Genomic DNA, 25,153 nt, shown 5'->3' on the forward strand with positions numbered 1-25,153 from the left:
CTGCCGCCTCGGCAAAACCCGCTTACGGCATTGCCGGCACCTCGGTCGTGCCCAAGTCGTAGTAAACCGTGCTCGCCTTCAAATCCAACGTCGAGCCAGCCGCCGTACCACCCGCTCGCATAACAACCGATGCCAAATTTCCCTCGGCATCCAAATAGTAGTTCGCCGTCAGCGAGGTCAGCGTTTCCAGCCCGTCGAAGGCCACGGATTCTCCCAGCTTCGACACGTCAGCCTCCAGCACGTATTCCCGCGAGCCGTCGTTGTAGTCGTACTGGTCGATGACCCGGGCGCTGTCCACCACCGCCAGGGCCCTCTCAGAGCCTGTCGGATCCACGGGCGCGCCCGTGCGCTCGTCGGAGACGATTTCGTCATGCTGCACAACCACCACGCGGTCGCCCGCGAAGAACGTCATCACCGCATCGTCCTCGTTGCCGTCAAGCTCCACATAGGTTGCCCCCTTGGGCGTGTCAGCGCGGTCGATCAGCGCCTCCGCATACACCTCGTTCGTCTGAGCCTGGCCATCGGCGGTGCCGGTCACCTCGGTTTCCGTCTGGGTTGAAAAATTCGACGGCAATCCCTGAACGCAATCGCGCAGAGCTGCGGCGGCCTCATCGGTCCCAACCGTCACCTGCTTGCCCTCGGGCTCGGGCGCCGCCGGCACCTCGGTCGCGCCCCACTGGGAATAGCGAATAGCCGTCTCTGAGGAAGCTGGCACCGCGGAACCGTCCACATCGGCCGTGCCCTCCACCTTAACCACTTCCTCTACCAACTGCCCCGCAGCATTGATCCGGCAAATGTCCTCGGCACGGGTCACCTCATCCACCATGCCGTAATCACCCTCCGCTTCGCCCTCCTCGAAAACGAAGCGATACACCGTGTCATCGCCCTCGGTCGTCACATCCACGAGATTGTTCAGCGCATACAGAAAGCCGGCCGAGTTGAAGCCCTCCAGTTCTTCCTGGGCGGACTCCTCTTCCTGCACACTTGCGGTCACGTCCACCGGCATGTCGTCATCGATGCGGATGACCGTATCACCCTCCTGATAGAACTCGCCACCCGGCAAGAAGCTGTCGTCCTCGGCATACACGGTGTGCTGGCGAAAATCGGCGTCAAGGCCGTCGGTCTGGGCCGTGTAATGGATAACGCCCTGCTCGCCCGTACCCTCGGCACCCAGCGTATAGGCCTCTTCGTACTCGTAGGTATAGTTTGTCGGCAATGCCGTCATCTGCTCGTCGAAGGTGGCGTAGTCCAAACCCAGAACAGCGCCCTGCGAGCTGCCCTCGCTGTTGGCGGCATCTTCCGCGTTACCTCCCTGGCACGCCGCCAGCCCGCATGCCAGCGCCAAACCCGCAAGCGCGGCAACAGCGCGCCGCGCCCCACTCCGTACACCGATTCGCATTATTCCCCCTTCTCCCATGGAATGCCCGTAAGCTGTACCGCAGTCAATAGCGGTATTCAATGGTTTTAAGCAATATAGTACGCGAAATTTCGTGCTGTCAAGACACGGCCTCGCGCGTCGCTCGCGCCAATGCTCGCGCGTTGTCAGCCTCCCTATGTCAGATCAGACATATGTCCGATGAGGCATAAGATTATTCTATAGCCATGGATACCGCACGCACCGACCCACGACTGGCGGCTTTGGGCATGAGAATTCGCCGCCATCGAGAGACGCAGAACCTCTCGCAGGATCGGCTTGCCAAAATGATCAACACCGATCAGGCCTACATCTGCCGCATCGAGAACGCACAAGTGAACCCTGGTATCGTCACCGTGTTCGAAATCGCCGACGCCCTGGACGTCCCGCTTAACAATCTCTTAGATCTTTAGGCCTCGTCGGAAGCATCCTTTTTGGTGGTTCGGCGCCGACGCTGAGGCACGACGGTGTCGTCGCGCGTGAACTCCAGCAAGTCGCCCGGCTGGCAATCCAGCTCATCGCACAGCTTCATCAACGTCGAGAAGCGAATGGCCTTCACGCGACCCGTGCGGATGCGCGAAATGTTCACCGGAGATATGTCGATCCGCTCGGAAAGCTCATTGACCGACATCTTCCGATCGGCCATCACGCGGTCAAGCCTCGAGATAATTTGCATTGAACCGTCCTCGTCGTCATCACACCGTGTCATCACTCAGTTGCTGCAGCAGCGCCGCATAGCGGAACAATGCCGAAAGCGAGTACATAATAGCAGAGAACGCGAGCATGCCGACATTGAGGTTAATCGAGTCGGCGGGATATGCATCATTAATCCCGATACTGTAGCCCACCTCGGGAATAATGCTGTACGACATGCTGGCGGTGTAGACAAGCTCGAGAATAGCAAAAGCAAGCGCAAGAATAGCAATGAGCCTTAGCCGATTAGCCTGTTTTTCTGAAAACGGCGGCGAGCCATATCCCACTTCAGCGAATATGCGCACCATGAGATACAGGAAGGCAACGATCAGAAGCCCGTGAAACGCCACATAAATGAACGCACTCGCAACATTGGAAATACTCTGCCCCATGCCACCCGCAATAACACCGACAAGCGAAACCACCAACGTAAGCGAATAGAGAACCAGTGCAACGATAAACACGCACTTAATGCCTTGGCAAACTTTGCGTGCCACGCCCAAAGAGTACCTTAGGTCAGAATCATCAGTTTCATACATTTTTTACCTCCGTCGAGACGGCCCCAGATGGGGGCCGTCTCCTCATTGTCTCCTGCGCTAAATACCGATTCTTAAGCAGTGTTGGCCATCGGGCCCGAGGTATTGACATACCGTAAACGTTCCCGCGTCTCCGAAGAACAGCATGGCTTCACCTCCTCTCCTCGTCGCTTCCCACCATGGCTTGAAAAAGGAGTTGGTAATAGGTTTTCATCAGCGCGCAATAGGGATCGCGCGCCCGAACGTCGCCGGTGGCGAAAAAGGCACGAGCTCGGCATCCGCCGCCGCACAGATAGCGAATCTCGCAATCGGTACAGGCGGGCAGTCCCTCCACCGCGCAAGCCGGCGGACGGCGCTGCCGCAAGCAGGCATCGTCTTCCACCAGCGAGCCCACCTTGAAGGTGTCGTCGTGCAGCATATGGCACGGGTACACATCGCCATCGGCCGACACGCTAACCATGGAGCAGCCGGCCCCGCAACCCACCGTGGTGCACAAGCCCGTGTTCACCGGTGTATCGGCCACCGCCACGGGCCGCGTGCTGCCCAGCGCAAGCAGGGTGCGCGCCAGATGGGCCTGAGCTTCCTCGTCGGGCAGGGCAGCTGCAACCTCTGCGCCATCGGACGGTGCCGACAGCAGGCTGAAGTTCACCGTGGCGCCCAGCTCGTCGGCCAGAGCGCAATAGCGCGCCGCGTCATCGATGTTCAGGGCGTGCAGCGTGGGAATGATATGGGCCGCAATGCCCGCCTCGCGAATGCGGCGCACCGTGTCCGTCAGCATGTCGTACAGCGGCTTGCGGCGAATGTGCGGCACCGAGGCGCCTGACACGCCGTCGAAGGACACCGCCACCCGATCGGCCCAGGGTGCCAATGCCGCCAGCGCATCATCGCCCACACAGGTGCCGTTCGTCAGCACGTCCACGAAGCCGATGCCCGCCTCCTTCGCGCATTGGGCGATGGCGGGCAAATCGGCGCGCAGGAAGGGCTCGCCGCCGGATATCACCAATCGCTGCACGCCCGCCGCAGCCAAACGCCGCACCATGGCAGCCAGCGTCTCCAACGGCAAGTCGACCCGCGCATTGCGATCGTCCACCCCGGAGTAGCACCCCACGCAGCGCAAGTTGCAATGGTGGGTCACATGCAGGTAGGCCGACGCCAGCGCACCGGGCGCAGTGCCAGCCTCCCCCGGCGCACCCGCTTCCCCGCCGGGCGCACATGCCTCCTCGGCGAAGCCACCCCGCTTCAAATGCGCCAGCAAGTCGCCGCTGACCTCCGCGATTTCCGCTTCGGAAACTTCCTCGGCAAATAAACGGTCGCACAGCCGCGCGCCCTCTTCGGTCAGGCCGATAGCGTAGCCGTTCGACACATTGCCGATCATGGGCACGCCGAAGGGGCGATGCCGCACTACATGGGTGCCGAATCGCATGGAATCTCTCTTTCGCTGAGTAATAAAGTCAGCTTTTATTGTGAGTCACCGATATGCATCGGTTATGTACGATTCGTCATGAAATAGCATCTATTTAATGAGATTTGCTACGATGTCCACAGCTTCCGAAGACCGTCCAGCGATAGGCTATGGCCTCCGGCAGTTCTTCGCGCCCCTGAACGCAAAGGCGCCCCCGACAAGCGGGGGCGCCCCATCGCGTGGCAGCTCGCTTACTTGGCAGCCTTCTGCTGGGCCTCGTACTCGGCGTAGGTGATAACCTTCACCGCCGGGTTGCTCGGCGTGACCGGGGCCTCCAAAACGCCCTTCTCGGTAAACTCCTTCACCTCGTCGGCGGTATACCCCAGGCTCTCCAGAATCTCGGCGTTGTTCTCGCCCAGATCGGGGGCGCGGGTGTAGTCGGGCTTGAAGTTCGACATGGTGAAGGGAAGCCCGATAGTCTTGAACTTGCCGCGAGCGCCGCCCTGGTCAATCTCGGGGATGGTGCCGTCGGCCAAAAGGTCGGGGTCGTTCTCAATCTCGTACCAGTCGAGCACCGGGCCCACCGGCACGCCGGCCGCGCCCAGCTTGTCGGTCAGCTCGTACTTGTCGTACTGCTTGGTGTACTCCTCGATGATGGGGTACAGCTCATCCTTGTGCAGCTGACGGTTGTTCCACGGCGTGAACTTCGGATCGGTGGCCAGCTCGGGCTTGCCGATGGCCTCGCACAGGCCCTTGAAGGCCTTCTCGGAGTTCTGCACCACGATGTACACGTAGGCGTTGGGATCGGTCTCCCAGCCCTTGGCCTTGTAGCACCAGCCGATGACCTGGCCGCCCTCGGTGTTCTCGGCGCGCGGGATAGCGCGGCCCCAGTTCCAGTCGGGGTACACCTCATAGTGCGGCAGCGCCCCCAGGTTGTCCAGCATAATCTGATCGCGCAGCTTGATACGGCACAGGTTCAGCACGGCGTTCTGCATGGACTGGTACACGTAGCAGCCCTCGCCGGTGCGCTCGCGCTGCAGCAGCGCCGACAGCACACCGATGGTCAGGTGCATGCCGGTGTTGGAATCGCCCAAGGCCGCGGCCGACTGGGTGGGCACATTGAAGGAGCCCTCGTTCCAACCGGTGGTGGAGGCAGCTCCGCCGGCCGACTGGGCCACCGGCTCGAAGGCCTTCACGTGGGCGAAACGGCTCTTCTGGCCGAAGCCCTTCAGCGACGCCATGATGCAGCGCGGGTTGATGGCGTGCACCTGCTCCCAGCCGAAGCCCATCTTCTCCACATCGCCCGGGCCGATGTTCTCGATGAACAGGTCGGCCTCTTTCAAAAGCTTGGTCAGCACTTCCTTGCCCTCGGGCGTCTTCACGTTCAGGGTGAGCGACTTCTTGCCGGAGTTCAGCTGCAGGTAGTACACGCTCCAGGAATCGGCGATGTCCAAAAGCTCCGTACGAGTTGGGTCGCCGCCAGGACGCTCGATCTTGATGACCTCGGCGCCCATCCAGGCGAGCAGCTGCGTGCAAGAGGGGCCGGACTGAACCTCGGTCCAGTCGATGACCTTGATGCCCGCCAGCGGGGCAGTGGAATTCGCGTTTGTTGCAGTCACGGGAACACCTCACTTCTCTTAGGACGTACAATGTGCCACGCAATCCATTCTATGGAGCCGCCAAAAGCGCGGCGACGCTCGACGGCCTTTGTCATCGAGCGGTTTGCGGAACGTGGACGGAAGGGAAGGTGCCATGGGTGCGGAAAGCCAGAAGCTGAAGCTTTTGTACCTGATGCAGATGCTCTACGAGGAAACCGACGAGGATCACGGACTCACCACCCCCGCCATCATCGAGGGCCTGCTCGCGCGCGGCATCGATGCCGAGCGCAAGTCCATCTACCGCGACATAGAGACGCTGCGCTCCTTCGGCATGGATATTGTGAAGCTGCCCACGCGCCCGGTGAGTTACGCGCTGGCGAGCCGCACCTTCTCGGGTCCCGAGCTCATGCTGCTCACCGATGCCGTGCAGTCGTCGCGCTTCCTCACCCGCCGCATGGCGAACCGGCTCGGCGGCGGCGTGGCCAGCCTGGGCTCGCGCCACCAGGTGCGCTCCATCAAAAAGCACGTGCACGTGGAGGGCCGCATCAAGATGCAGAACGAATCGGTGTTCCATCATGTGGACACCATCCACGAGGCGCTGAGCCGCCGGCGCCAGGTGGCCTTCCGCTACGTGAAGTACGACGCGGCCAAGCGCCCCGTGGCCCAGAAGGACGGCCAGCTCTACCGCGAGACGCCGGTGCACCTCATCTACTCCGAGGGCTGCTACTACCTCATCGTCTACAACGAGAAGCACGCGAGCTTCCCCACCTACCGCCTCGACCGCATGCAGGGGCTGCGCATCACCGATACGCCGGCCGTGCGCAACGCGGCCATCGCCACCTTCGATGCCGAGGCCTACAGCGCCCGCACCTTCTCGATGTTCGGCGGCGACACCCGGCGCGTGACCCTGCGCGTGGAAGAGCCGGTCATGGGCGCGCTCATCGACCGCTTCGGGAAGGACGTGGAAAGCACTGTGGGCGACGACGGCGCGGCCCGGGCCTACGTGACCGTGGCGCCGAGCCCCGTGTTCTTCGGCTGGCTGGCCCAGTTCGGCCGTTCCATGCGCATCGAGGCCCCGCGCGACCTGGCCGATGAATACGTCGCCTACCTGCGCGACATTCTGGAAGACTACGCCTAAGGGGCGTGCGCCCCATTCAGGAGACGCCATGGACGAGCAACGGAAAAGTCCCACCCGCACCAAGGCCACATGGAAGCCCCGCGTCGACGAAGCCGACCCGCGCTTCCTCGCCGCAAACGGCATCACCCTGCTGCCCCTGGCCGGCGCCCAGACGGCCGCCTTCCGTGAGCCGGGCCGCGCGCCGGTGGCCGAACTGCCCTACCAGCGCGCCAATGCGGAGGGCGCGCTACCGGAGGCCGAGCCGCTGCCGCTGCTGAATGTGGGCGACTTGCCCACAGGCTTCGCGCTGGACTACGTCATCGTCGGCGGCTACGACGCTAATGCCGTGCAGGTGAGCTGGACGCTGCCGCCCGCGCCCGACGGCACGTCGCAGCAGCCGCAGTGGGTGATGCTGAAGACGTTTACCGGGCTGCAGGTGAAATACCCGCTGCCCGGCAAACGTGCTCCGATCGTGTTCGCCCTGGCCGATGAAGACGCCTACGTGTACTGCGACGAGCCCCGCTGCCGCGAGTGCACCTTCCGCTGCAAACAAGGATTCGCGCTGTACGTGGCCATCGCCGATGTGGGCATCGTGAAAATGCCGCTGTCGCCCAATCGGCCAGGAACCGTTCAACCGGCCGTTTAGGAGGCGGTATCGAACATGGGGGTGGAAAGGTAGCGCTCGCCCGTATCGGGCAGGATGATCACGATGTTCTTGCCGGCGTTCTCGGGACGCTGGGCCAGCTTGGTGGCCGCAGCCACCGCTGCGCCGGCTGAGATGCCCACCAGCAAGCCGTCGCCGGCGGCCAGCTCGCGACCGGCCGCGAAGGCCTCCTCGTCGGTGATGGGAAGCACCTCATCGTAGATGGCGGTATCCAGCGTTTCCGGCACGAACCCGGCGCCGATGCCCTGAATCTTATGGGAGCCCGCGCGCCCTTCGGACAGCACCGGCGAGCCAGCCGGTTCCACGGCCACCACCTGAATAGCGGGGTTCTGGGCCTTCAGATAGGCGCCCGTGCCCGAAATAGTGCCCCCTGTGCCCACGCCGGCCACCAGGATGTCCACCTTGCCGTCGGTATCGGCCCAAATCTCCGGACCCGTGGTGCGCTCGTGCACAGCAGGGTTCGCGGGGTTGTTGAACTGCGAGGGAATGAACGAATTGGGAATCTCGGCCGCCAGCTCGTCGGCCTTCGCGATGGCCCCCTTCATACCCTTCGCCCCTTCAGTCAGCACCAGCTCGGCGCCGTAGGCGGCCATGAGGTTGCGGCGCTCCACCGACATGGTCTCGGGCATGGTGATGATAATGCGGTTGCCGCGCGCCGCCGCCAGCGCGGCCAGGCCGATCCCTGTGTTACCCGAAGTAGGCTCGATGATCACCGTGTCGTTGTCGATCTTGCCCGCCGCCACCGCGTCGTCGATCATGGCCTGCGCGATACGGTCTTTCACCGAGCCGCCAGGATTGAAGAACTCCACCTTGCCGATCAGCGTAGCTGGCAGGTCGTGGGCTTGCTCGTAGTTGGTCAGCTCCACCAGGGGCGTGCGCCCGATCAGCTCCGCCACGCTCTTGTGCACGTTCATCAATGGGCTCCTTTCTCGTTGCCAGTCGGGGCCGGCCGGCATTCTGATTCGCTCAAACAGTCCTCGCTTTGTGGAAGTGCCCACTGGGTACTTCCAGTCGCTGCGGAACTCGCTCGGTCAGAACACCGGCCGTCCCCTCTTCGCTCTCCCACGATCGAAGAGTAGGGTACCCCGCGCTCCCGACCGGCGATGAGTCGCATTTGTCCTCATCCTACCTGTCAATAAGCGCCCGTCAACCGAGGACGTCATAGCGGTTTTCGATGGCCACCTCCCCCAAAGCGACATCCCCGCTTAGAATTTTCCCAGGCCACCATCAAAGCCATCGGTATATAATTCCTAGAAAGTTACTAGACTTTATCGGCCACCCGAGAAGCGACGGAGCACCCCATGACCCTGCAGCAGCTGCGCTACCTCATCGCCATTGCCAACCACGGATCCATCTCGGCCGCGGCGCACACCCTGTACGTGTCGCAGTCGAGCCTGTCGGTGGCCGTGCGCGACATCGAGCGCGAAACCGGCGTGACCATCTTCGAGCGCAGCAACCGCGGCATCACGCTCACGAGCGATGGCATCGAGCTTTTGGGCTACGCGCGCCAGGTGGTGGAGCAGGCCGATCTGATGGCCCAGCGCTATTCGGGCCGCGGCGATGCCGCCAACCAGGCTCAGCGCCTCGCCATCACCTCGCAGCACTACGCCTTCGTCGTGGAGGCCTTCCTAGAGCTGTCCGAGGAATACGAGGGGGACAGCTACAACTTCAGCCTGCGCGAGACCCGCACCTCGGAAGTCATCGAGGACGTGCGCGACTTCCGCAGCGATTTGGGCGTGCTGTACCTGTCGTCGTTCAACGAAAGCGTCATCGGGCATGCCCTGGAAGATGCGAACCTGTCGTTCAACCTGCTGTTCACCGCCCAGCCCCACATCTTCGTGAACGAGGCCCACCCCTTGGCCGAGCGCGCCGAGGTGACGCTGGACGACCTGACCGATTACCCTCGCTACGCCTTCGAGCAGGGCAACGCGAACTCGTTCTTCTACGCCGAGGAGCCCTTCGCCGAGCTGGCACACAGCAAGCGCATCGCCGTCAGCGACCGCGGCACGCTGTCGAACCTGCTGGCGCACCACAACGGCTACACCATCTCCACCGGAGTGCTGTCCAGCGAGATGTACACGGGCATTGCCAGCGTGCCGCTGGCCACCAAGGAGCTGATGCGCGTGGGCTACATCGTGCACAACGAGCGCCAGCTGTCCGACCTGGCCCAGCGCTACATCGAGAAGCTGAGCCTGTTCGTGGAAGGCTACCAGATCGGCCTGTCGGCCCTGTAGCCCCGGAAAAAGGGCGCTCCCGCCTCTGGAGTGCGACAAAGGCGGGAGCTATCAGGGGAAAGATAGAGAGAAAATCAAAGGTACCGGCCCCGGTGGAGGCCGGGCGGGTCGCCTACAGGCGGCCCAGCACGTCGAGTGCGGTGTCCACGTCCATGACGACGCCCAAGTCGCAGTGCTTCATGAGCGGCGCGTTCTTGTCTTTGTTGACAGACACCACGTAAGCGGCCTCGTTCATGCCCACGGTGTGCTGCACCTGGCCGGACACGCCCAGGCCGATGTAGATCTGCGGCTTCACCGTGGCACCGGAGACGCCCAGGTAGCGGCTGCGGGCAAGCCACCCCTCGCCCTCGGCGATGGGACGGGTGCAGGCCACCTCGCCGCCCAGCTTGTGGGCGATCTCCAGGGCCTTCTGCACGTTCTCCTCGGAACCGATGCCGCGACCCACGCAGATAACGCACTTGGCGGCGCCCAGATCGACGCGCTCCTCCTGGCGCTCTTCGGTGCCGGTCAGCTTCACCGGGCCCGCCTCCACGGCAGCAGCCTCTTCCACCACCTCGCCGCCGGCAACGCCGTCGGCGGCGAAGGTGCCCGCAGCCAGCAGCAAGATGGCGCCGGCGCCCACGCGCTCGGTGCGCGCGGCGGCACCACCGTACACCAGGTGAGTCACCTCGGCGCCCTCGCCGGCCAGCGTCATGCCGGACACGTCGTTCACTGCGGGCACGCCCAGGCGCACGGCCAGGCGGCCGGCCACCAGCGCGTCGCGCTTGCTCGCGGCGGCCAGCACCAGCGCGGGCTGCTCGCGCTTAATGGCGGTCTCGAAGACGCTCACCACATCCTCGGCCATGGCGCCGGCCGGAATCTCGCCGAAGTACAGAACCTTCGCGCCGAAGCCGGCAATCTCGTCGGCACCGGCACGGGAACCGGCGTACAGGGCCACGGGCTCGGCCCCCAGGGCGCGGGCGGCAGCGGCAAGCTCTGCATAGGCGGACGGGGCGTCCGCGAACATCATAATCTGAGTCATGGTCTTCTCGTCCTTTCCTACAGCTGCTCGCGAATGGCCGCGAGGATTTGGTTCACGGTATCGTCATCGGCGCCCTCCAAGATAGTGCAGGCGCGGTCCTTCTGCTCGGGAGCCAGCGTGCTGACCACCTCGATGGCCTCGGGCACGTCCGTATAGCCGATCTCATCGAAGCCCAGCACCGTGGTGGGCTTCTTGCCCGCGCCCAGAATGTCCTTCATCGAGGGGATGCGCGGATCGTTCATGCCGGCCACCACCGACAGCACGGCCGGCAGAGGCACTTCCAGCGTCTCCACCACGTCGTCCAGGGTGCGCTGCACGCGGGCGACGGAGCCGTCCAGCTGAATGGCGCTCACGGCGTTCACCACGGGCATGCCCAGCATCTCGCCCAGCTGGATGCCCACCTGCTGGGAGTACAGGTCGGCGGAACCCTCGCCGCACAGCACCAGCGACACGTCGTCGAGCGTCTTCACGGCGGCGGCCAGCACGGCGGCCGTCTTCGACGAGCCGGCACCGGGCAGGCTCGCGTCCTTCACCGCCACGTTCGCCTGGGGGCCACGGGCCAGGATGGCCTTCTTGAGCTTCGAATCCTCCACGGCATCGCCGCCGGCGGTCAGGCAGGTAAGGGTGGCGCCCTCCTGCTCGGCCAGCACGGCACCGGCCTCCACGGCGTTCAGATCGTAATCGCCGATCTTCAGCGCCGCACGCTCGAAGGACAGCGTGCGATCGGCCTGAACCTGGGCATCTTGCTCGTCGGGAACAATCTTGTAGCACACAACGATGTTCATGAATCACTCCTTAAGGTCATCGGTCTTGCGGCTTCGAAAACCTATGGAGCAAATACCGTGCCAAAAAGCAACGCCCCGCCGCACCCGGTTAACCCGAGTGGGGCGGGGCGTTGGGCGCAACCCGTGCGAAACCCCTCTACCAGCGTACCCGATCGGAAATGTCGTCCTCGTCGTCCAGCACGATGCGGGGGCGCAGACCCAGGGCGCCCATGCGCCCTCGCAGCTCGTCGGCCGTCACGCCCAAACGCTCGGCAATGCGACCGAAATCGCCGTCGCATTCGGAAGTCAGCTGACGCAGCTGGCGCCGCTCCCCCTCGGCGCGCAGGGCTTGGGCCCGCTGCTCCAGCGCCTCGCTGCCCAGCGACCACTCCAGCGACATCATGGGGCCGCTCGACGCCGAGCTTGCCACGTTCTCGATATAGAACGGCAGCGACGACAGCTGCACCCGGGCGCCCTCGCCCTCCATGATCAGGCAGCGCTCCACCACGTTGCGCAGCTCGCGCACGTTGCCCGGCCAGCTGTACGAACCCAGCGCCTGCACCGTTTTCTCGGGGAAGGGGGTGTGGGGAACGTTCAGCTGAGCCGACAGCTGCTCGTTGAAGTACTCCACCAGAAGGGGGATGTCGTCGCGCCGCTTGCGCAGCTGGGGCAGGTGCATCTCCACCATGGCCAGGCGGTAGTACAAGTCGCTGCGGAACTGCTTCTGGGCGATCAGGCGCTGGATATCCTGATTCGTGGCGGCCACCACCCGCAAATCCAGGGCCTTCGCCGTATTGGAGCCCAACTTCGTCACCGACGATTCCTGCAACACCCGCAGCAGGCTCACCTGCATGTCCACGGGCATTTCCCCGATCTCGTCCAGAAACAGCGTGCCCCCGTCGGCGAACTCGAACTTGCCCGTGGCGCCGTCTTCCCGCGCGCCGGTGAAGGCACCGCCCTCGTAGCCGAACAGCTCGGTGGCCAGCAGGTCGCGGGGCAGCGCGCCGCAGTTCACCGCCACGAAGGGCCCTTTGCGCCCGCTGCGGCGATGGATGGCGCGAGCCACCACCTCCTTGCCCGTACCGGTCTCGCCCAGCAGCAGCACGTTGGTGCGAATGGGGGCCACCTTGCGCACCAGGGCGTCGATGGCCTTCCACTCCTCGGTCTCGCCGATGTAGTCCACCGTGGCACCCGTGGGCATCATCTCGGAATCGCGCCGGGGCTTGGCGGGCTTCCTCTTCACGGGCGCCTCCTCAACCGGCCGCTCGTTTTCGAACACCATCACCATGAACGGCTCCACGCCGTCGATGTCCACTTTCCCGCAGCGCACCAGCGGCACCTCCACAGTCGCGCGCGACCGACCCTTCTTGAAGGGCACGCCCACCGGCTCGGTTGCGCCCTCGGACAAGCGCACCACATCGCGGAAGGTCATCGACTTGCCCAAGTAGGCGCCAAGGGACTGCGCACCGTAGGAATACGCGTCCCAGTCGGGGCACCACGGTCGCATGGGGGCGTTGGCGTGCAGGATGCGACCCTCCAAATCCACCAGCAGCGTCGGTGCCTGGTACAGGGACAGCAGCGGCTTGAAGAACTCCACCGTGGCGAGCAGCTGCGAATAGCGGGCACCAGCCACGAACAGCTCCTGGGTCAGCCGCACGCCCTCCACGCACAGATCCAGCGCCTCAGGCGGCAGGTTGCGGAAGGGGCTGTTGATGTTCAAGGAGCCGTAGTAGCGCCCGTCCACATCCAGGTAGGGCGCGGCCACACCCGAATAGCTCTGGGCGATGGCGCGGTAGTGCTCGAAACCGTCCACCCGCACCGGCTTGCGCTCGGTGGCCACCAGAGTGGCGTTGCCAGTGCCCACGTCCTTCTCGCGCATGAAGGTGCCGTAGGTGCGCGGGTACAGCACCATGGGTGTCATCAGCTCGAACACGAAGTTCTCGCCGTCCATCAGCGACACGTTCGATCCCAGAAGGCGCATGAGGAACTTCATGACAGGCGCAGTGGCCCGCAGCGACGCCTTGAACCGCTCGCGCTTCTCGCGCAAAAGCGACGTGTTCTCCTTCTCGAAGCCGCTCGACCACGGATCAAGTCCCATGGCCTTGCAGCGAAGCCACGAGGCCGCCACCTCGGGGCGCACCTTGTCCTCGATAATGGTGTTCGTGCTGACGAAGGCCTTCCATGCCTCCAAGGCGTGCTCGTCGGAATAAGCCATGGGCTTCCTTTCCCCGTTCTCGTCGTTCCCCTGTTTCCTACGTCGCGGCGGTCGCACCCCGCCGCGGCCCTAGCGCCGGCGCTGCGATTGCCGCGAAATGCCCAGAGCCTCGCGATACTTCGCCACCGTGCGCCGCTTTATCTCCACACCCTCGGCGTTCAGCATCTCGGTGATGGTCGCGTCCGACAGGGGGCGCCGTGCGTCCTCACCCGCCACCAGTTCCTTGATGCGCTCCTTGATGGCCAGCGACGACAAGGCGCTGCCGCCGCCCGCGCCGGTGGCGGGCAAAGCCGTGGAAAAGAAGTGCTTCAAGGGATAGGTGCCCCAGGGGGTGAGGATGTGCTTGTCGGCCACAATGCGGCTGACCGTGGACACATGCAGCCCCAAACCGTCGGCCACCTGCTGCATGGTAAGGGGCCGCATGGCGGCTTGGCCGTGGCGGAAGAAGCCGTACTGGGCCTCCAGCAGGTACATGCCGAAGCGGAACAGCGTGCGCTTGCGCTGGGCCACGTTGGCCAGGGCCGTATCGGCTTCGGTGCGCTTCTCGTCCAACCACGCCCGGGCGTCGGCGTCGCCGCTGGCCTGCACCCACGCCTCGTACTCGTCGTGGCGCACCAACCGCTCGGCCAACTCGCCCGCCACGCGCACCGCAAACGACGTTCCGCGCCGCTCCACCACCAAATCGGGAACAACGTACACCGTGTCCTTGCGCTGCGAGAAGGAGGACCCGGGACGCGGATCCAACCCGGCGATGAGCTCGCGTATCTGGGCCAACTCGTCGAGGTTCACATGGTAGGTGCGCATGAGCCGCGTCGTGCGGTTGTCGGCCAAGTCCTCCAGGCTCTCTTTGATCATCAGGCGGGCGACGGCTGCCCCGGGCATTCCGTCGTCCAGCTGCAGCAGCAGGCATTCCTGCAACGTGCGCGCGCCCACTCCGCGCGGCGTGAGCCCCTGCACGAAGGCCAGGGCCCGCTCGCCCGCTTCCCCGTCGCAGCCCACCTCGGCGCACAGTGCGGGCAGGCTGCCGTCGAAGTAGCCGTCGTCGTTCAGGCAGTCGATGATCGCGTGGATGAGCGGGCGAGGCACATCGCTGGCAGCGGCGCCGTCCAGCTGGGTGCGCAGATGACAGGCGAGCGTCTCGGTTTGGCAGCATTCGTCGCGCACGCGCCCCATGTCGAAGCCGCCCTCCTGCTGGCGCATGCGCAGCCGCGGACGAAAGTCGCCGTCGGAGGGTGCCCAGTCGTCACGTTCGGAATCGTCCTGCAGCACATCGTCCAGCGCCACGGTGAAGCCGTCGGAATCGAAATCGAGCAAAGGGTTGCGCTCCACCAGAGCCTGCACGTAGGCGGAAAGCTCGGTAACGGGCAGCGCCAGAACCTCCAGGCCCTGAATGGCCGCCGGGGCCAGATGGGCGCGTTGCGTGGTGGCCGTGCGCGACCGAGACTCGATACGAAGCGACGACTTCGCCGGTGCGACCATACAACCCCCTGAGCTCTCTCGCGGCCCTCACAAGCAAATCGTGCCAAGGGTTGGGTCGTCATCAGACGCATTTGCCCCCCAACTTTTACCAAATGGTAAACAGAGGGCGAAGTTTTCCAACTTTTGACACGATCATTGCATCTCTAGCATGATTTCTGCTATGCACTGAGCATACTACCCCCCCCCAAGTACCGTCAAGGAGAAAATCATGACCGCTTTGCTTGCCCATAATCCCGATGGGGCAACGCCGGATGTCGTTCTGCGCGAAGCAACGGCCGGCGACGCCGACGCCATCGCCGGGCTGGCCGCCGAGGCGGACATCGACGAGCTGTCGGATCGCGGGCGCCTTTTCGTGGCCGAGCAGAACGGCGAGACGGTGGGGTTCATCCGCCTCGTGAAGGCAAACGGGATCTGGCACGTGAACCCCGTAGTGGTAACGGGCAGCTGCCGGCGCACGGGCATCGGGGCCGCCCTGATGCGCTTCGCCCGCAGCCGCTTCGGCGAGTTGCGCTTCGTCGCCCGGGGCTATGCGGTGCCCTTCTACGAGGCCCTGGGCTGCGAGCCGGTAGCGTGGGACGCCATAGCACCCCTCATCGCCGCCGATTGCGACGACTGCTCCATGGCGCCCACCTGCGGCGCCACCCCCATGCGCATGTCTTAGGCACGCGTCTCCGCCTCACCCCCATCGGAAAATACGAAACGGGCCCGTCCCCCTCCCCGGGACGGGCCCGCCTCTACCGCAGCCTGATGCCTAGCGCGGGTTCTTCGCCGCAGGGGCCGGATCGGCCGGGCCGGCGTAGGTCTGCACGATGCTCGCGTAGGTGCGGGCCTCGTCGCCCACTACCTCCAGATCGGTATCCATCCAGTTCCGACGGCGGATAGCCACCAGCGCCCAGTCCTTCGCGGTGCCCTTGATGTAGTTCTCGTCATTCGGCTCGCCCATGGCCCACAGGTCACCATCGGGCATGGTCAGCTCCAGATACATGGGAACCTCGGGTTTGAACTCCTTGCCGTTCACGTTGTACATGTTCGGACGCCCCTGCCACGACAGGAACAGCGTGGAGGCGATGCGCGCCTTCACCGGCACGTCCAGCCCCAGCGCGTCGTAGATATCCACCGAATGGGCCCACAGCTCCATCAGACGGGCGCTGGCCAGCGAGCGCACCGACATGGGCGGGATGCCCGCGGCCCACGGCACGCGGCCCTTGGGGCCGGCCTCCATGAAGGCGGCGTCCATCAGCGTGCGCTGCTCGCGCCACCAGTTCAGAATCTCGGCACCCGACTTGTCGCGGTAGGCCAGCACGTGATAATGCTCGTCCTGCTCGGAGGCGGCGTCGGCCACGGCGTTCACCGACTCGCCGCGTCCCGCCAGAAGCTCCACGGCGCAGTAGTCGAAGAACGCGATGTGGCAGATGACGTCCTTCAGCGTCCACGTGTCGCAGTAGGAGGCCATGCGGTTCCAGTCCTCCTCGGTGAAGTCGGCCACCAGCATATCCACCGCAGCCTGCTCAGCAATAAGATCGTCAACCGGATTAAAAATCTCTGCCATAACGTGATGCCCCTTTCATTCAATTCCGTCTGTTCATTTACCAACCGCGGGTTCGCCCAAGGAAGTCGGCGAGGGCCCAATGCGGGCGGCCTGAAGGCCGCCCCTACGGGGGCCGCTCCCCGCCGGCTCGCCCTATTTGCGACCACCGGGCGGCCTGAAGGCCGCTCCTACGAATATGCGCTCCCCGCGGATTCGCCTTCCTCGCGGCCATGCGGGCGACCTGAAGGCCGCCCCTACGGGGGCCGCCCTGCTGGTTCGTCTCATCCCTTCCCGTAGGGGCGGGCTTTAGCCCGCCCGGGAAAACCGGGAGAGAATCGCCTGCGGCCCTCTTCCCCTTAGTTCTTGAAGGGCTTCTGCAGGGCGCGGCCGGCGATGTGGATCATGATCTCGTCGGTGCCGGCGCCGATGCGGTACACGCGCTGGTCGCGCCAGATGCGCGAAATGCGGCTGTCCTTGGTGTAGCCGATGCCGCCCATAATCTGCAGGGCCTTGTCGCACACCTCGAAGGCGGCGCGGCCGCAGTACAGCTTGGCGCAGGCCGAATCCACCATCACCGACTCGCCGCGGTCGATCATGGCGGCGCACTTGAACACCCAGTTGCGCATGTTCTCGATCATGATGTACATGTCAGTGATGTGCTCCTGGATAAGCTGGTTGTTGCCGATGGGCTTGCCGAACTGGATGCGCTGGGTGGCGTAGCGCACGGCGTCCTCGTACACGCACTCGGCAGCACCGAGCGACTGGGCGCAGGCCAGCACGCGCTCCACCTCGAAGTTCACCATGGCCTGCATGAAGCCCTGGCCCTCAACGCCCACCAGGTCCTTCTCTTCCAGCTCTACGTCGTTCAGCGACATCTCGCAGGTGTTGCCCATGTTCCAGCCGATCTTGTCCAGCGGATCCATGGTAATACCCGGCATCAGGTTGCCCTCGTCGTCGTGCAGCTGCACCCACCACATAGAGAACTTGGAACGGTTCGCCTTTTCGTTCGGATCGTCATCGGCGTTGCGGGCCACGCACAGCATGTACTTGGAATTGAAGGCGTTGGTCATGAACGACTTCGAGCCGTTCAGGTACACCTTGCCGTCGCGGCGCTGATAGGTGGTGGCCAGCGAGCTGGAGTCGGAACCGGCACCGGGCTCGGTGAAGCCCAGCACGAAACCGGGCTTGCCCGCCATTACCTCGGCGAAGCACTGCTCCTGCTGCTCGGGGCTGCCGAACTCGGTCATGTCCTTCAGCGAGCACAGGTTGCCGTACACGTAGATGGGCGCGCCGTTCTTGCACACGCGCTCGGCCACCAGCATCAGCGTGGTCACGTCCACGGGCGTGCCGCCGAAGCGCTCATCAACGCCGAGCATCTGGAAGCCGTTCTCCAGCAGCGCATCGGTGAACTCCTGGGGCCACTCGTGCTTCTCGTCGCGCTCCTTGAAGTACTCCTCGGTGCCGTAGCGCTCCATCAGCTCGTCGAGGCTCTCGAGCAGCAGCTCCTGCTCGTCGGTCAGAATCATGTCCATGCCCTTCTGTCCTTTCTCGTGGTCTAATCCCCGCGCACGGGCTCGTAGCGGTTCAAGCCTCCGTGCACCTCCCTGCGCACCTGCCCCGTCTCCACCAAGTGATCCAGGTGGGCCGCCGTCTCGCTGACGATGATCCAACGCTGGATGATGGGGATGTCGTCCCAGGCGTCATAGGGAATGTTCCAATGAATAGATTTAGCAACTTCCGTGCCAGTCATGCCGGGACGCGCTTCCAACGCCGCGCAAATCTCCCCCAGACGCTGACGGTGATGATCTTGCAGCCATGCGATGCGCGCGGGCATCGCCGCGGCCTGGGCCCGCACATCCACAAAGCCGTGGGCCATGCAGGCGGCCTGCAAGGTGAAAGGCGTCACTTTCCGCAGGCTGGCCAGATAATCGCCCAGGGTATCGCGCCGGCCCTCGAAGGGCGCGATGTTCGGCGAGCTGTTCATCAGCACATGGTCGCCGAAGAACATCACCTGGGCGCCGCGCAGATACAGGCAGGTGTGGCCGGGCGTGTGGCCGGGCGTGGCCACCACCTGCAGTTCCCACGGCCCCACTTGCAGCACCTCGCCATCGGCCAGGTTCACGAAGGTGTCGGGCACCGGCCACTTCACCCGCGGAATGAGCGCCGCATCCGTGGCCATCAGCTCGTCGATATCGGCGTGGTCGAACCCCTCGACCTCAAGACGCCGCTTCATGGTGCCCCGGTAGACGCTCTCCCCCCGGGCGCGGAACAGCGCCTCGTCGGCCGCGCTCAGATACACCCGCGTCTCGGGTGCGGCCACGGCGGCGGCCAGACCCAAGTGGTCGATGTGGAAATGGGTGAGGAAGATGTCAGTGCGGGCCATGTCCACGCCCAAATCCTCCAGAGCCAGATGCAGCACCTGGAAGGAGGCCTCGTGGCTCGTGCCCGGGTCGATGAGCAGCCCGCGGTCGGCGGTGCGCAGGTAGTACACGTTCGTGTAGCCGACGGGCGTGCCACCCGAGAAGGGCACCTGGATAAGGTAGATCTCCGGGTCGTTCCACACCTTTTCGTGGAAGCGTGGAGCCGCCTGCTCCTTATGGGCATCGAAGTAATCGACGATGGCGCTCTTGCGCACCTTCCCGGCGCTGTCACGCCCCATATCGTCCATGAACACCACGTAGCGGGGCTTCTTGTAGCTGGCAATGGCCTGCTTGCAGTGCTCCTGCACCATGGTGGCCGTCAGCACCGCGCCGGGGCGCGGCTGCACCACTGCGGCCACGGCTTCCCCCATCACCGGATCGCTCGTGCCGAACACCAGGCAGTCGTCGATATCGGGGTGCTCGCGCAGCACCGATTCCACCTCGGCCACGAACACGTTCTCGCCGCCCGACTTGATCATGTCCTTCTTGCGCGACCGAATGAACAGATAGCCCTCGGCGTCGCGACACATCATGTCGCCCGTGCGCAGCCAGCCGTCCTCGGTGAAGGCGGCGTCGGTCAGATCGGGCTGGCCGAAATAGCCGTCCATGGCCGCCTCGGTGCGGATGAGCGCCTCGCCCACCTCGCCGACGCCCACCTCGCGCCCCGTCTCGTCCACAATCTTCACCTCGGCATAGGGCATGGGGCGCCCCACGCTGCCCAGCAGGGGCGACTCCTCTTCCAGCATGGCCCGGGTGATGCGCAGGCTGGTGCCGGTACCGCTTTCCGACTGGCCCCAGCCGTAGTTCAGCTCGGCGCGGGGGAAACGCTCGTACACCGCGCGGATCATAGCCACCGGCGCCGCGCCCGCCGCGCTCTGCACGATGCGCACCGAGGACAGGTCGAACTGATCGATGGTGGGGCAGCGCAGCAGCCGCTGGTAGGTGGTGGGCGGCAGCAAGATCATATGGGTGACCCCATAGGCCTCGATATCGTGCAGAATGCGCTCGGCGTTGAAGGCCTCGCAGATGATGAGCGCGGCACCGGTGGCGAAGGCGCTGGTGAACCAGCTGTGGCCGCCGTGGTGCTCCAGCGGACACTGCACCAGCACCACCGCACCCCGCTCGCGGGCCATGCCGTTGGAATCGGTCACGCTGGACAGCTCCACCAGATCGGCCCGGTGGCTGCGGGCGGCTCCCTTGGGCAGCCCGGTAGAGCCTCCGGTGAACTGAATACGCGACAGGCGCGCGCCACCGGCGGCCAACGGCGGCTCATCGGCCGCGCACTGCGCCAGCAGCGGCTCGGTCGCACGGGCGAACGGAACGTCGCCGCCCAGACTGAACAGCTGCACGGGATGATCGAACTGCTCGGCAGCCTCGGCCACCGCCGGGGCGAAGCGGGCATCGAACAGCAGCACCGACGCCTCGCCGGCGTTCACCAGATAACCCACCTCCCGGCCGATCAGCTTGAAGTTCAGCGGCACGGCCACCGCCCCGATCTTCTGCACGGCATAGTAGATCTCGGGAATTTCCGGGCAGTTCGCCAACAGGTAGGCAACCTTGTCGCCAGGCCGTACTCCCGCCTCGTCCCTCAGCAGATGGGCGAAGCGGTTCACCCGCTCGTTCATCTGACCGTAGGTGATGGCCTCCCCCTTGAACACCACCGCCGTGGCCCGGGGCCGCTCGGCTACGCTGGCCAAGAACGGCTCCGCCACGTTGTCGTACTGGAAAAATTGCATCAGCTTCCCATCCTCCGTTCCATATCATGCCGCCTGCGGACATGACGTGCCGCCCCGCGGGGCGGCCCAAAGGGAAGGGGCCGACCGCCGAGGCCGGCCCCTGCTGCGTGCTACTTCGCGAACCGCTCCATGGTCTTGGCGTAGGCGGTCGTGGTGGTGCAGAAGGGCGATGCGGTGGACTCGGCTTCCAGGCAAGCGCCCAGCGCCTCGTCGGAAAGCGCGTTCATCATCGTCTTCGTGATCTGAATGGAGGCATCGGGCATCGCCGACAGCTGCTGGGCGAAGGCCATGGTCTGCGCCTCCAATTCCCCATCGGCGAACAGGCGGTTCACCAGCCCCCAGTCACGCATCTGGACCGCGGGAATCTTGCCGCCGATGAACAGCAGCTCCTTGGCCCGCTGAGGACCCACCAGCTCGGGCAGCATCTTCATCATGCCCATCTCGGGAATGATGCCGATCTGGCAGAACGCCGGCACGAACTGGGCGCGCTCGCTCGCGCACACCAAGTCGCTCGCCAGGGTCAGGGCAAAGGCCCCGCCCACGGCATAGCCGTCCACCATGGCGATGACGGGCTTGGCGATGGACCGGATGGTGCGAACGGCGTTCAGATAGCGGCGCAACGTCTTGCGTGCCTGCTCGGGCGTGGGCTTGCCGCCGTCGCCCTGGTTCAGGTCGCCGCCGCTAGAAAAGTTCTCGCCCACTCCGCGCAGCACCACCACGCGCACCCCATCGTCGGAGTCGGCGGCCTGCAGCTGCGCGGTCAGGATGTCCATCATCTCGGCCGAGATGGCGTTTTTCTTCTGCGGCTGGTTCAGGTAGATCACGCGGATGCCGTCGCCGGCATCTTCCGCGTACACCACTGCTCTCTCTTCGGTCATGGCCTCTCCTAGATCGCGCAGGCGGCCACGTAACCGGCCTTGGTGGCGTCGGCGATGCGGCCGGGATTGTCGCAGTCGCCCACCAGGTACACGTCCTTCACCGCCGGCTTGATCTTCTCGCCCAGCTCGCGATTGGGATCGAGGCCCAGCGTGAGGGCCACGGTCTTGCCGGGCACGAAGATGGTCTTCTCGTTGCCCTCGCGGTCGGCCTGGATGCACTCCACGCCGTCCTCGCGAATGGCGGTCACGCGGGTCAGCGGGTACAGCGACACGTTGTCGGCCTTCTTGAAGGAGCTGGTGAGGCCGAAGCGCTCAGAGGGGCTCACGTCGTAGCCGATCTTCTTCTTTTCCTCGATGATGGCCGTGGTGCGCCCCGTCTCCATGCACAGGTGCCCCAGCTCGCAGCCGGGCAGGCCGCCGCCGATGATGGCGATCTCGCGACCGATGGGCCAGTTCATCTTCGCCGTCATCTCGCGGGCGAACGAGGGGGTGTAGTAGTGCTTCAGGAAGAACGCGCCGCCGCCCCACATGATGTTGTTGAACAGGCCCTTCTTGCCATGGGGCTTATGACCGTTCAGCATCTCCAGGAAGTCGTGGGAGGAAATGACGTTCTTGCCGTCGGCGCCGGGCACGTCCAGCCCGATGGGCGCGCCGCCCGTGGCCACGATGGCCGCGTCGGGCTTCACCGAGGCCACCAGCGTCGGCGTCACCTCGGTGTTCAGGTGCACGGTGATCTCGGGGTGCTTCTCCATCTCGTTGAACAGGTAGGTCAGGTAGCGCTCGTGGTAGGGGCTGAAGATAGAGCTCATCTTCACGCAGCCGCCCAAGCGCGGCCCCTGCTCGTACAGGTCCACCTTGTGCCCGCGCTGGGCCGCCGTCAGCGCCGCGTTCAGGCCGGCCGGGCCGGAGCCCACCACCATCACCTTCTTGGGCGTATCGGTCTTCGGGTACATCTCGTGCAGCAGCTCGGGGCCCAGATGCGGGTTCACGCCGCAGTACACCAGCGAAAGCCCGCGGGACACCACATCATCGATGCAACGGCAGCACACGATGCACTTGCGCATGTCCTTGGTGCGGTCCTCCATCACCTTCAGCGGCAGGGCCGGGTCGGCGATGGAATAGCGCAAACCGGCGATGACATCGCACTTGCCGTCCTGCAAATTCTGCTCCATGATGGTGGGGTCGGTGTTGCGATAGCCCTGGCCCACCGGCTTTTTCGCCACGGTCTTGATCTGCTCGGCGATGTACATCCAGTGGCCGTCCTCGATACCCTTGGTGGTCAAGGGCACGCTCGTCTCGTGCCAGCCCACCGACAGATCGTGCAGGTCAAGCCCGGCCTCTTCCATCCACACGGCAATCTGCTTGGCCTCGTCCATGGAAAGGCCCGGGCCGTTATCGGTCTTGATGAAGTCCACCGGCGACCAGCGCACCACGATGGGGAAATCGGGACCCACGGCCGCGCGCACCTCGCGAATGACTTCCAGGGTCAGACGCGCGCGGTTCTCCAAGCTGCCGCCGTACTGATCGGTGCGGTTATTGGTGGCCTGGCTCATGAAGCGGCTGAGGATGCCACCCACACCGGCCATCACCTCCACGGCGTCGAAGCCTGCTTTCTTGCAGACCAGCGTAGCGTTAACGAATTGCTTCTTGAAGGCCTCGATCTGCTCCAACGTCATGGTCTTGAAACCGCTCATCATAGGAATGACAGCGATTTCAGACGGGCCGTAGGGGCTTTCCTTGGTTTCCGCATCGGGCTTCCAATCGTGCACATAGTAAATTTGAGCGCAGATAAGACCATCGTGCTTGTGCACGGGATCAACCATGTACTTCTTCAGCTCGGGAACGCAGCTCTCGTCGTAGGCCATGGGCAGCGGATGCAGCCCGTCGCCCTCAAAGCGCTGCCAGGGACAGATGGTCTGAATAATCATGCCGGTGCCGCCCGCCGCACGCTCCTCCAGGTAGTTGGCGAGCATCTCGGTCGGGTGGTTGTCCTCGGTCACATAGCCCTCGCCCGGCGACATCGACGTGGTGATCATGCGGTTCCTCAACGTCACGCCGTTCACCTTCAGCGGCGATCCGAGAATGGGATATTCTTTGCTCATGGGTTCTCCTTTTCCTTCCAATCCCTTGTCTCTCTTACCCGATTAGCTACTCGTCCCTCTTCCATACTTTGTGGGAGACGGCGATGGTGAGGGGCACCATCGCCACACCGATGAGGTACAGGGCGATGACCACGACGAAGCACAGGTCGTAGGAACCCGTGGTATCGTAGATCATGCCGTAGACCACAAAGGAAATAGCCGTGAACACGAAGATGCCCGTAGACACCCAGGAATAGATCTGCGAGTAGTTCAGCGATCCGAACGACTCGCGCGCCAGCATGGGCGCGATAACCGTGAGGCCGGCGTAGCCGCCGCCGAACACCACCATGCCCGCGTAGAACACGGCGACGTTCGATCCGGCCACGAAGGCCAAAAAGATGCCGAGCGCACCGCTGGCCGCCGAGATCACGCCCGTCCAGCGCACGCCGATGCGGTCGTTTAGGGCGCCTAGCACCAGCTTGAACACGATGCCGCCCACCATCATGATGGACACGGCCATGGCCCCGGCCGCCGCGCCCAGCTCGGTGCGGGCGCAGAAGGCGGGAATCTGCTGGAAGAACGCCGCGCACATCACGAAGATGCCCGCCACGATGATCAGCATGTACAGGCCCGGGGAACGACGCGCCTGCTCCATGGTGGCGCCGTTCTCGAAGGTCAGCTCCTCTTCCCGCTCCACCGCCGACTCGCCGGGCTTGTGCTCGGCGCCCACGGGGATAAGCCCCATCACCGCCGGGCTCTTGCGCACGAACAGCACCGTGAGCACCACCGACAGCACCGTGGTGAACAGGGACATGATGGCGCGGGCCGTCTGCCAACCGTAAGCGTCGATCATGCCCTGGCCGAGCGGGCTGGCGAAAGCGCCGAGCAGGGAAAGGCCCGCCGCCGTGATGGAGATGGCGATGCCGGCATTCTTCTCGAACCAGGCGTTGATGAGCACGGGTGCCGCCAGGTACATGAAGAAACCCGCGGTAACGCCGAACACCACGCCGTACAGGTTCCACTGCCACAATTCAGTGGCATAGGCGCTCGCCCAAGAAGCCAAGCCGAAAACGAGGGATACGGCCGCGAGGATCCAGCGCGGGTTGCCTTTCTGCAGCATGCGACCCGCGAAGGGGGCCACGACCGCCGACACAAGAGGCTGAATGGTGCGGTACATGGTGGTATCGGTCTGTGTCCAGCCGAACTGGTCCATAACCGGCGCGACAAAGATGCCCGACGTATTGGCAATGATTCCGGTGGGGATAGAATAGAACCCCAGACATCCGATAACGACAAGCCACGCCCAGATCGTGCTCTTCTTCTGCATTGCGTTCATTGAACACCTCCTCGCCCACAGGCGTTAGAAGCTCAAT

Annotated in this window: 21 protein-coding genes; 5 read left to right on the forward strand and 16 right to left on the reverse strand. The window is 64.4% G+C overall.

Annotated features, from left to right (window positions below):
• Positions 1-22: 22 nt before the first annotated feature.
• Positions 23-1,399 (reverse strand): hypothetical protein, encoded by a 1,377-nt coding sequence (locus tag VIN30_RS07265; RefSeq protein ID WP_338210446.1) that lies wholly within the window; start codon positions 1,397-1,399, stop codon positions 23-25.
• 203 nt (positions 1,400-1,602) lie between these two features.
• Here VIN30_RS07265 and VIN30_RS07270 point away from each other — a divergent pair, with 203 nt between their 5' ends.
• Positions 1,603-1,827 (forward strand): helix-turn-helix domain-containing protein, encoded by a 225-nt coding sequence (locus VIN30_RS07270; RefSeq protein ID WP_326424851.1) that lies wholly within the window; start codon positions 1,603-1,605, stop codon positions 1,825-1,827.
• Here VIN30_RS07270 and VIN30_RS07275 read toward each other — a convergent pair.
• The 4 genes from VIN30_RS07275 to frc form a co-directional block, all read right to left on the reverse strand.
• Positions 1,824-2,090: a helix-turn-helix domain-containing protein gene (locus tag VIN30_RS07275; RefSeq protein WP_326424852.1), complete on the reverse strand. Its 267-nt coding sequence runs from the start codon at positions 2,088-2,090 to the stop codon at positions 1,824-1,826. The genes VIN30_RS07270 and VIN30_RS07275 overlap by 4 nt on opposite strands.
• A gap of 19 nt (positions 2,091-2,109) precedes the next feature.
• Positions 2,110-2,604, reverse strand: coding sequence for a hypothetical protein (locus VIN30_RS07280; protein ID WP_338210448.1), 495 nt, complete (start codon positions 2,602-2,604; stop codon positions 2,110-2,112).
• A 190-nt stretch (positions 2,605-2,794) separates the two neighbouring features.
• A complete protein-coding gene (locus VIN30_RS07285; protein WP_338210450.1) occupies positions 2,795-4,066 on the reverse strand; it encodes a radical SAM/SPASM domain-containing protein in 1,272 nt (423 codons plus the stop codon).
• Between the two features lie 230 nt (positions 4,067-4,296).
• A complete protein-coding gene (gene frc, locus VIN30_RS07290) occupies positions 4,297-5,664 on the reverse strand; it encodes a formyl-CoA transferase (RefSeq protein WP_338210452.1) in 1,368 nt (455 codons plus the stop codon).
• A gap of 133 nt (positions 5,665-5,797) precedes the next feature.
• On the opposite strand from frc, the gene VIN30_RS07295 reads away from it, so the two are divergent.
• Together VIN30_RS07295 and VIN30_RS07300 are read left to right on the forward strand one after the other, a co-directional pair.
• On the forward strand, positions 5,798-6,781 hold the full coding sequence (locus tag VIN30_RS07295; RefSeq protein WP_338210454.1) for a helix-turn-helix transcriptional regulator: 984 nt from the start codon (positions 5,798-5,800) through the stop codon (positions 6,779-6,781).
• Between the two features lie 28 nt (positions 6,782-6,809).
• On the forward strand, positions 6,810-7,406 hold the full coding sequence (locus VIN30_RS07300) for a hypothetical protein (RefSeq protein WP_338210456.1): 597 nt from the start codon (positions 6,810-6,812) through the stop codon (positions 7,404-7,406).
• Here the strand turns inward: VIN30_RS07300 and cysK are convergent.
• Complete coding sequence (gene cysK, locus VIN30_RS07305; RefSeq protein ID WP_338210458.1) at positions 7,403-8,338, reverse strand: cysteine synthase A; 936 nt, start codon at positions 8,336-8,338, stop codon at positions 7,403-7,405. The two genes, VIN30_RS07300 and cysK, sit on opposite strands and share 4 nt — an antisense overlap.
• 387 nt (positions 8,339-8,725) lie before the next feature.
• Here cysK and VIN30_RS07310 point away from each other — a divergent pair, with 387 nt between their 5' ends.
• Positions 8,726-9,658 (forward strand): LysR family transcriptional regulator, encoded by a 933-nt coding sequence (locus tag VIN30_RS07310; protein ID WP_326424859.1) that lies wholly within the window; start codon positions 8,726-8,728, stop codon positions 9,656-9,658.
• A gap of 112 nt (positions 9,659-9,770) precedes the next feature.
• Here VIN30_RS07310 and VIN30_RS07315 read toward each other — a convergent pair whose 3' ends face one another.
• From VIN30_RS07315 to rpoN, 4 genes are all read right to left on the reverse strand, one after another.
• Positions 9,771-10,679, reverse strand: a complete 909-nt coding sequence (locus tag VIN30_RS07315) for an electron transfer flavoprotein subunit alpha/FixB family protein (RefSeq protein WP_338210461.1) — start codon at positions 10,677-10,679, stop codon at positions 9,771-9,773.
• A 17-nt stretch (positions 10,680-10,696) separates the two neighbouring features.
• Positions 10,697-11,464: a putative electron transfer flavoprotein FixA gene (gene fixA, locus VIN30_RS07320; protein ID WP_338210463.1), complete on the reverse strand. Its 768-nt coding sequence runs from the start codon at positions 11,462-11,464 to the stop codon at positions 10,697-10,699.
• Between the two features lie 136 nt (positions 11,465-11,600).
• Positions 11,601-13,658 carry a sigma-54 interaction domain-containing protein gene (locus VIN30_RS07325; RefSeq protein ID WP_338210465.1) on the reverse strand — a complete coding sequence of 686 codons (2,058 nt, stop codon included), beginning with the start codon at positions 13,656-13,658 and terminating at the stop codon, positions 11,601-11,603.
• Positions 13,659-13,727: 69 nt separating this feature from the next.
• Positions 13,728-15,137 carry an RNA polymerase factor sigma-54 gene (gene rpoN, locus VIN30_RS07330; RefSeq protein WP_338210467.1) on the reverse strand — a complete coding sequence of 470 codons (1,410 nt, stop codon included), beginning with the start codon at positions 15,135-15,137 and terminating at the stop codon, positions 13,728-13,730.
• A 208-nt stretch (positions 15,138-15,345) separates the two neighbouring features.
• On the opposite strand from rpoN, the gene VIN30_RS07335 reads away from it, so the two are divergent.
• On the forward strand, positions 15,346-15,798 hold the full coding sequence (locus VIN30_RS07335) for a GNAT family N-acetyltransferase (RefSeq protein ID WP_338210468.1): 453 nt from the start codon (positions 15,346-15,348) through the stop codon (positions 15,796-15,798).
• Positions 15,799-15,888: 90 nt separating this feature from the next.
• Here VIN30_RS07335 and VIN30_RS07340 read toward each other — a convergent pair whose 3' ends face one another.
• From VIN30_RS07340 to VIN30_RS07365, 6 genes are all read right to left on the reverse strand, one after another.
• Positions 15,889-16,686, reverse strand: coding sequence for a TIGR03084 family metal-binding protein (locus tag VIN30_RS07340; RefSeq protein WP_338210470.1), 798 nt, complete (start codon positions 16,684-16,686; stop codon positions 15,889-15,891).
• Positions 16,687-17,021: 335 nt separating this feature from the next.
• A complete protein-coding gene (locus tag VIN30_RS07345; RefSeq protein ID WP_326424866.1) occupies positions 17,022-18,197 on the reverse strand; it encodes an acyl-CoA dehydrogenase in 1,176 nt (391 codons plus the stop codon).
• Between the two features lie 23 nt (positions 18,198-18,220).
• Positions 18,221-20,821, reverse strand: coding sequence for an AMP-binding protein (locus tag VIN30_RS07350; protein ID WP_338210473.1), 2,601 nt, complete (start codon positions 20,819-20,821; stop codon positions 18,221-18,223).
• Between the two features lie 110 nt (positions 20,822-20,931).
• Positions 20,932-21,699, reverse strand: coding sequence for an enoyl-CoA hydratase/isomerase family protein (locus VIN30_RS07355; RefSeq protein ID WP_338210475.1), 768 nt, complete (start codon positions 21,697-21,699; stop codon positions 20,932-20,934).
• Positions 21,700-21,707: 8 nt separating this feature from the next.
• Positions 21,708-23,801 carry an oxidoreductase gene (locus VIN30_RS07360; protein ID WP_338210476.1) on the reverse strand — a complete coding sequence of 698 codons (2,094 nt, stop codon included), beginning with the start codon at positions 23,799-23,801 and terminating at the stop codon, positions 21,708-21,710.
• A 46-nt stretch (positions 23,802-23,847) separates the two neighbouring features.
• The gene (locus tag VIN30_RS07365) at positions 23,848-25,116 is read right to left on the reverse strand and encodes an MFS transporter (RefSeq protein WP_338210477.1); all 1,269 of its coding nucleotides are present in this window, start codon (positions 25,114-25,116) and stop codon (positions 23,848-23,850) included.
• Positions 25,117-25,153 lie beyond the last annotated feature (37 nt).

Source organism: Adlercreutzia wanghongyangiae (genome assembly GCF_035989245.1).
Lineage (GTDB): Bacteria > Actinomycetota > Coriobacteriia > Coriobacteriales > Eggerthellaceae > Adlercreutzia > Adlercreutzia wanghongyangiae.